This window comes from Legionella sp. (assembly GCF_965140895.1).
Lineage (GTDB): Bacteria > Pseudomonadota > Gammaproteobacteria > Legionellales > Legionellaceae > Legionella.
Genome location: NZ_CBCSKT010000012.1, coordinates 1 through 6,801, shown reverse-complemented (window position 1 = coordinate 6,801; position 6,801 = coordinate 1). Strand labels below are relative to the sequence as shown.

The window sequence follows — 6,801 nt, the reverse complement described above, 5'->3', positions numbered from 1 at the left end:
TCTTAATCGATTCAACGCTGATTGCTCTTCAGCACTTAATGACATCCTTATCTTCTAATTCCTATCATTTTTCAAATAACATACGATAAACGATATTGAATCATTTTTTTAGATACTTAATGAGGTCTGCTTATCCGTCATTACACTACCCCCCGTTTTATTTACTTTATAAATCAAACTTAAAATTAATTATTGACGTTACCAAAATGGTAACACATAATTAAATTATGAGAATAATAGCAAAAAGTCGTCTTAAAACTTATTGGGAATTGCCTGGCAATGAGCACATGCAGTCTTATTTAAATGAGTGGTACCATTTTTGTTCTAAGCAAATTTGGAAAACCCCTCAAGATGTTAAAGACACACTAAGAAATGCATCCATTATTGCTAATAACAGGGTAGTTTTTAATATAAAAGGTAATGACTATAGTATTATTTGTGCGATAGATTATCCGAGACTAGCCATGTTTATTAAATTTGTTGGTACTCACAAAGAGTATGATCGAGTAAATGCTTCGGAGGTTGAAAATGATTAAACCAATTCATAATGAAAGCGATTATAAAATAGCTTTAGAACGAGTTGATTATCTTTGGGGAGCTAAGCAAGATACTCCAGAGGGTGATGAGTTAGGTGTGCTTCTTGTTCTTGTAGAAGGATATGAAAATAAACATCATCAAATGCCTCAATCAGATCCTGTCGATGCTATTTTTTTTCTAATGGATCAACTGAATTTAACAAGAAAAGATTTAGAGGTTTTTTTGGGGCCTAAAAGTCGAGTTAGTGATGTTTTAAACAGAAAACGCAACTTAACTCTGCCTCAAATTGTCAAATTACATAAGGAATTACACATACCTTATGAAAGTTTAATTGAAGAGCGTCATTATCTTTGAAATATCTCGGAGAGAAGCATGGATCGGTCTTGAATAAGGATTCTGAATTAGAAGTAGCATGCCAAAATGAAATAGAAAGAATACGAGCTAAAAATCTCTCTAAGTCTGATTAATTCTATTAATCAGTTAAATTATATATAATTCAAAAAGTTATATTAATTATTCTTCCTCATTTTGAGTTTATGCGCCTGATCTCCGTATCTAACTGTACATCGCTAATGATAGAAGATGTTTTACTTATTTTAAGCAGTCCTCACTAAATTCCTATAATAAATTTGCATGTGCTTCATAATTAAAATGTATCTTTGAAATCGTTCTTCCTTCGTGATCATGCCATATTAATTTCCGCACTTGCTGTATAAGGTCTTCCATTTTATTAAATGATTTGCTTCCATAGACTTTCTGCTTTAGCCAGAGCCAAAATCGTTCTATTGGATTGTACTCCGGCGAATAAGGTGGCAAAAAAAACAGCTCAACCCAGTCGTGTTTTTTTACGAACGTCTTTGCTTTCTTACTTTTGTGTATTGAGCCATTATCTAACAATGATCATCAATTTTTTAGCAGGATTAGCTTGATGAAGTTGGTGTAAAAACAAGATAAACTGCTGGCTATTTCCTCTGTCTGCCTGCTTCCAGTCAAATCGACTGGTGCGCATGTCTAACGCGCCAAAAATTGTTTTGCTTAATCGGTTTTTGACCGTGCTCACTGTTTTTTTTCACCGCGCTTAAACCATCCACGGCTCACATAGGGTTGATTTGAAAAATGAGACGCATCTACAAACAGTATTTCAGTGTCACTCCCAATGTCTTTCCCAATAGCGTCAACTATTTCTGCGATACGTTCCTTATTGTATTTATTCGCCACTTGGCATGTTTATCAAAAATCAAACAGATTGGAATAGCCTCTAAACATGATTTTTAGTTAACAATTGGACATTCTTGAAAATAATAGGCGTGTTGATAATTTATCCCCACCACCTACACACTTCATATAACAAATAGTTAACCAGAATACTCAAAAGAAGCTGTATTGCTCGTATGTAGCAAATTGGCTCGTATCAGATCAGCCAAGGTTCTAGTCTCCATTTTTTTCATAACCTTAGCGCGATGAGCTTCTACTGTAGAAATGGATATATTAAGATCATATGCAATCTGCTTATTTAATTTACCATCAATAACTAAATCCATAATCTGCTTTTCGCGTTTAGTTAAGCTGTTTATCCGCTGACAAAAATCAGACTGTAATTGGAAGCTGTTATTTTGGTTTTTTTTCAAGCAACTTTGCGTGACCTCTAACAAATCCTGATGATTCACTGGCTTAAGAATAAAATCTGCCGCCCCCGCTTTCATTGCCCTTACTGCCATGGGAATATCCCCATAACCGGTGATGATAATTACCGAGAGCTGATTTTTAGTTGTATTAAGATATTCCAATAATTCAAGACCACTTATGATAGGCATTCTCACATCAATAATCAGACAACCATGTTGGGTAGCATCATAATTATCAAGAAAATCTTTGGCATTCTCATAAGCTTGCACTCGAAGATTAACTGACTCAAATAACCAACGAAATGACGCACATATCTCAGGATCATCATCAACAATAATAACCATCGGCTCCTTAATAGACATATTGCGAATCCTTATGAAACATCAGCAGTTGAAAGCAAATACCATTCGGTACTAGTTCAGTTAATAAACTACCACAATCAGTGGTAAAAAGAGTACGACAATGAGTAAGCTCTTGCTCTACGCCCTCTTCTGCTATTGGAAAATTAGTTGTAATAGTCATGCTTAATGCATTTTTTTGATGGGTCTTCGTTTGAATTTGTAACTCACTTTGCTTTATGCCATTTTTTTCCACGGCATCAATGCATTGTTTCAATAAGCGAAATAAAACACATTTAAGCTGAGATTTATTCATATTAAAATCAGGGAGGATTTCATGGAAATCTAAAGTTAATTTGATGTTATGATGTTGTATTTCAAAGAAAAATAAAGAGGTAATCTCAGTAATAATATTTGAGATATTAATACCCTCTTCTTGAACAATTAACTGTTGCATCGAATAAATTTTATCTTTAAATAACTCAGTATGCTCATTAATTTTTTGTAAGGCACTACTCATTTGATTGGGGCTAAGTTCATTTCTTTGTAACTTAATTTCACACCCACCTAGATAGGCTCTAATTACGGTTAATGGCTGATTTAATTCATGAATAAACTTCAATAGAAGTTGGGTATGTAAGTTCTTTTGCATTAATCCATTCATCTAGTTGCTATATCCTAAAATATCCTATGAAAAAGCCCGTTAAAATTTTTACTCAACATAAATAATATCAATCAATATATCTATATTTTGAGCCATTTTTTATATGTTAATCCATTGACTTTGTGTAGTTTATTCTGGTTATCCTTAATATGCGTTGAAATCAAAGTCCTTTAGGATGCACAAGATAGAGTTCTCGACAGCACTCCATGAGTGCGAATCTAACACAAAGATAAATAATATCCAATTTGCTTAGGATATTTATTTATAAAACATAAAAAATATCAGTAAAAACGATAAGTTATATTGATAATATAGGGCTTTCATATAGGCTGGACATAGGCTATTCACTCTCCAATGAATAATTTGTTGATCCGAGCCTTGATTGAGTGTGTTGACTGGGAGACTAATTGCCAACACACCCTAACAAGAGCAAGCAACTTTAGTTTTCAAACATTCTTTTAACAATTGTGGTTTTCCATAGCATGTAATATGAGAGAAAAATACCCATGCACATCAAAGCCATAGATATTAGACGGAATAGGGATATATTCGTCATACACTTGTTTTTCTTCTTTATTTTGATTATTAGCATGATTCTAATTACTTTTTTTCATAAGGCCAATTCCCTATGAAGATGAGAACATGCTGATACTATGTAAACGATATGCAATAATTTTAATTCAGGCTATATTCTTCAACAATCCCAAATGGGGGCAGTATAATTAATAGCTCTAGACTACACCTATAAAGAAAGATTCTTCTTATCCTCTGAAATTGGAGGTATATGATTAAAAAAATCAGCAATTAATAAAATAAAAAACATCGCTAAAGAAAAATAAAAGAGCGCTTTTGCAAGAAGGATAAGCGTAGGATTAAACCCTTTATATACGTAAATCGCCAGAAGAAGTGACACAGCCAAAAAAATAAATGCCCCTGCTAACATGATTTATTCCTTTAATTGAACATCAGTTTTTAATTTAGGCGTGCCTTTGTAGGTTACTCGATGTAATACACCAAGTGAATGACAAACCCAGGCGATAAGCTTTCCAGAATTATAAAAAGACTCGATTAACCTGATTGAAATAAAGCTTTCAGCAAGATCCCACAAAGGACCATGCCTCCCCACATAAAATACCGTGTCAAAATCATCGGCCTTCATATCGGCAAACTTAGCTGTCTGAGAAAGTGCTTTTTGCGCCCGCCATCATTTTTAAAACACACCATCGCAGACGTTTGGTTTTCGGGTAAATCGCTCTTCGGATCAACTGGGGGTTGACAACCTTTAGGTGAGGCTAAAGTTAATTCAACACCGGCATCGGCAAAAACAAAATAAGGTGCAGCAAACTCTTCAAGCCAAAAACCTGTCTTGCTCCCAGTATTACCCAATTGGTCATGAGAAGTTAACATCATCAATATTTTCATTTTCGTTCTCTTTCCGTATCTTAACGAATATGAACTTGATTCTACTGAGCATGAACGGTGATAAAAATTATGATTATACAGTTATAGTTCCTTAAACGTTCATGTACAACCAATTTTTATTCTTTTTTAGAATCCTATCTTATGAATTTTAGTTCAAGTTAACGTGGTTTACTAACGATCTACGGTTTGCCAGGTGTTAACAGATAAACAATGGCTAACTCTCGCTAAGACTCTAAAAAAATCAAACATAGCGCCCCCTCGTTCCGTGTTTATTATTACGTTTGAGGATACAATTCACCATTCAAGACCTGCTTCCAGTCTTTATTGAAACAAGACCAATTTAATCGGAAATCGCTACATTTTGCGACCAAGACTAGAACTCGGCATAACTTATGCTGTATAATTAACCAAGTATACTATCAAAGTACGTCCGACCTATGTTTATTTACGTTGAAGGATTTATTGATCTACCCAGTTTTCAAAATGCTGCCAAAAAGCAAAATTTAGATCCCAAAAAAGTGATTTTCTTATTTCCGGGGAACTCTAGTCATCATCTTATAGGCACTAATCTTTACACAATCAAAGGTGGCGCAGGTCTGGCAGTTCCCGCACAGAACTTAGGACGTTTAGGTTACCCCGTTCTTAGCTTACCTACCACGAACATGGAAAAATGGTCTACGAATTCAAACCAACAAGAAACTGTAAAAGGCGCCTTGGCTGATTTATATCGTGCCGTGGGTGCTAGTTATCACTTGTTATTGCCAGTTAGATCACATTGCAATACCGCTTACTTTGATTCCGGTTTGGAAGATACGGGAGGCATTGTAGAACCCAGTTTTTGGGGATTAAATCTCACAACGCCCAATAAACCCCTAGCTACCCACTACATCCAAGAACTGGATAAATTAGCCGTGTTCATAAAATTGCCCGAAGAAGAGCGTCTTAAAGCAGCACAAGCAGACAGCTCCAATCCTTTCTTGGCGGCCTATTTAAATGGACTGCAAATGAAAGAGAATGATCCGTGGCTGCAATTACCCGGCACTGTAAAAAAACAAATGCCTTCAGTACAACCTAAGCCCCCTCTCCCGATAGTAAAAAAAGAAAAGGAAGTTGTTACCAGATCAAGTGAGAAGTCCCCAATTATCAAGCCGTCGTCTGCCTCCATCAAAGTTACAACAGAAAACTCCAACACGGATTCTAAAGACAGCGCTGCTTTCGATTTTCTAGTGTATGGTTCTCTCTTTACCGCGGGTTTGGGAGGCATTGTAGTAGCCGTACTGGCTTGGCCTGTTATTGTTCCCACCTTGGTGAGTGCAGGGATTATTTCTGCAAGTACCGCTACAGTTGTTGCGCCTGCGCTTACGGCAACCGGAATAGCAATTGCTGGTGTCGTTACCGCGTTGAGCTTTTTTAAACCCTCAACTACAGATTCTTACGTATGTGAAGAAACTGAAGATACATTAAAACTTGTTCGATGGTGAAATTAGTCATGATCAAGTGAGTAGGCACCTAAGGTCAGGTGAGCCTGGGTCAAAGGAATTATGGTGTTACATCAAGGCAGATGTACGACGTCATGAGCAACCATCAGCAAGAATGAACTATTTCGGGCGCGGCTCAAGCAAGCTGTTAACAATCAGGTGCTTTTTGATTACATCCTATCGGATAATTGGTTTGGCTCCAAAGCAAACATGACCTTGATTCATCAGACTTTAGAAAAACTCTTTATTATCGGTATCAAATCAAACCGTTGTGTTGCTCTCACAAAGCATGATGCTGATAGCGGTCAATATCAACAAGTGAATACACTCGAGTGGAATGATGGTGCAGCGAACACCGTTTATCTCAAGGATATTAGCTTTCCCGTCCATTTACTCAAAAAAGTCTTCACAAACGAAGACGGCACGACCGGGACGCTTTATCTCGTCACGAATGATTTAACCATTGACGCTGACTGCATTTACGAAGTCTACCAAAAACGGTGGCGAATTGAAGAGTACCACAAATCAATTAAGCAAAATGCAAGCTTATCTAAATCACCAGGGCTAAAACATGTGTGATCTAAAATAATCCATGAAGAACTCTGTTTGCATACTCAGAATCTATTGCACACTTATAGCGTCGTACTTTTACACTTTTTTTGTTGTTTTGTCTTGGCGCAAAATATTAATGACGACATGTCTAATAACGCCCAAATTTTCCGCACAGTTGTCTCTC

At 36.2% G+C, this 6,801-nt stretch carries 9 protein-coding genes and 1 pseudogene; 4 read left to right on the top strand and 6 right to left on the bottom strand.

All coding sequences use genetic code 11. The features are described from left to right. Positions 1 to 227: 227 nt before the first annotated feature. Positions 228 to 536 (top strand): type II toxin-antitoxin system HigB family toxin, encoded by a 309-nt coding sequence (locus tag ACQY7T_RS01815; protein ID WP_428411014.1) that lies wholly within the window; start codon positions 228 to 230, stop codon positions 534 to 536. Beyond that, positions 529 to 891 carry a helix-turn-helix domain-containing protein gene (locus ACQY7T_RS01810; protein ID WP_428411013.1) on the top strand — a complete coding sequence of 121 codons (363 nt, stop codon included), beginning with the start codon at positions 529 to 531 and terminating at the stop codon, positions 889 to 891. The genes ACQY7T_RS01815 and ACQY7T_RS01810 overlap by 8 nt, the downstream gene beginning before the upstream one ends. Positions 892 to 1,155: 264 nt before the next feature. Here the strand turns inward: ACQY7T_RS01810 and ACQY7T_RS01805 are convergent, their stop codons facing one another. The 6 genes from ACQY7T_RS01805 to ACQY7T_RS01780 all read right to left on the bottom strand — a co-directional run bounded on the left by ACQY7T_RS01805 (position 1,156) and on the right by ACQY7T_RS01780 (position 4,587). Beyond that, complete coding sequence (locus ACQY7T_RS01805; protein WP_428411012.1) at positions 1,156 to 1,434, bottom strand: transposase; 279 nt, start codon at positions 1,432 to 1,434, stop codon at positions 1,156 to 1,158. Next, the gene (locus tag ACQY7T_RS01800) at positions 1,424 to 1,597 is read right to left on the bottom strand and encodes a hypothetical protein (RefSeq protein ID WP_428411011.1); all 174 of its coding nucleotides are present in this window, start codon (positions 1,595 to 1,597) and stop codon (positions 1,424 to 1,426) included. The genes ACQY7T_RS01805 and ACQY7T_RS01800 overlap by 11 nt, the downstream gene beginning before the upstream one ends. A 295-nt stretch (positions 1,598 to 1,892) precedes the next feature. Continuing rightward, entirely contained in the window at positions 1,893 to 2,525 is a 633-nt protein-coding gene (locus ACQY7T_RS01795) for a response regulator transcription factor (protein ID WP_428411010.1), read from the bottom strand. Continuing rightward, positions 2,515 to 3,165: a histidine kinase gene (locus ACQY7T_RS01790; RefSeq protein ID WP_428411009.1), complete on the bottom strand. Its 651-nt coding sequence runs from the start codon at positions 3,163 to 3,165 to the stop codon at positions 2,515 to 2,517. Before ACQY7T_RS01790 ends, ACQY7T_RS01795 begins: the two co-directional genes overlap by 11 nt. A 742-nt stretch (positions 3,166 to 3,907) precedes the next feature. Further along, positions 3,908 to 4,108, bottom strand: a complete 201-nt coding sequence (locus ACQY7T_RS01785) for a DUF1328 domain-containing protein (protein ID WP_428411008.1) — start codon at positions 4,106 to 4,108, stop codon at positions 3,908 to 3,910. A gap of 212 nt (positions 4,109 to 4,320) precedes the next feature. Then, positions 4,321 to 4,587, bottom strand: a complete 267-nt coding sequence (locus tag ACQY7T_RS01780) for a hypothetical protein (protein ID WP_428411007.1) — start codon at positions 4,585 to 4,587, stop codon at positions 4,321 to 4,323. A gap of 437 nt (positions 4,588 to 5,024) precedes the next feature. Here ACQY7T_RS01780 and ACQY7T_RS01775 point away from each other — a divergent pair, with 437 nt between their 5' ends. Next, positions 5,025 to 6,068, top strand: coding sequence for a hypothetical protein (locus tag ACQY7T_RS01775; RefSeq protein WP_428411006.1), 1,044 nt, complete (start codon positions 5,025 to 5,027; stop codon positions 6,066 to 6,068). Further along, positions 6,055 to 6,626 (top strand): annotated as a pseudogene (locus ACQY7T_RS01770) (transposase); the annotation flags it as partial. The gene ACQY7T_RS01775 and the pseudogene ACQY7T_RS01770, both read left to right, overlap by 14 nt. Positions 6,627 to 6,801: the final 175 nt, after the last annotated feature.

Bases quoted from the DNA above. Each gene is read 5' to 3' on its own strand.
- ACQY7T_RS01815 (WP_428411014.1), top strand. From the start codon at position 228: ATGAGAATAATAGCAAAAAGTCGTCTTAAAACTTATTGGGAATTGCCT.
- ACQY7T_RS01810 (WP_428411013.1), top strand. From the start codon at position 529: ATGATTAAACCAATTCATAATGAAAGCGATTATAAAATAGCTTTAGAA.
- ACQY7T_RS01795 (WP_428411010.1), bottom strand. From the start codon at position 2,525: ATGTCTATTAAGGAGCCGATGGTTATTATTGTTGATGATGATCCTGAG.
- ACQY7T_RS01790 (WP_428411009.1), bottom strand. From the start codon at position 3,165: ATGAATGGATTAATGCAAAAGAACTTACATACCCAACTTCTATTGAAG.
- ACQY7T_RS01785 (WP_428411008.1), bottom strand. From the start codon at position 4,108: ATGTTAGCAGGGGCATTTATTTTTTTGGCTGTGTCACTTCTTCTGGCG.
- ACQY7T_RS01780 (WP_428411007.1), bottom strand. From the start codon at position 4,587: ATGAAAATATTGATGATGTTAACTTCTCATGACCAATTGGGTAATACT.
- ACQY7T_RS01775 (WP_428411006.1), top strand. From the start codon at position 5,025: ATGTTTATTTACGTTGAAGGATTTATTGATCTACCCAGTTTTCAAAAT.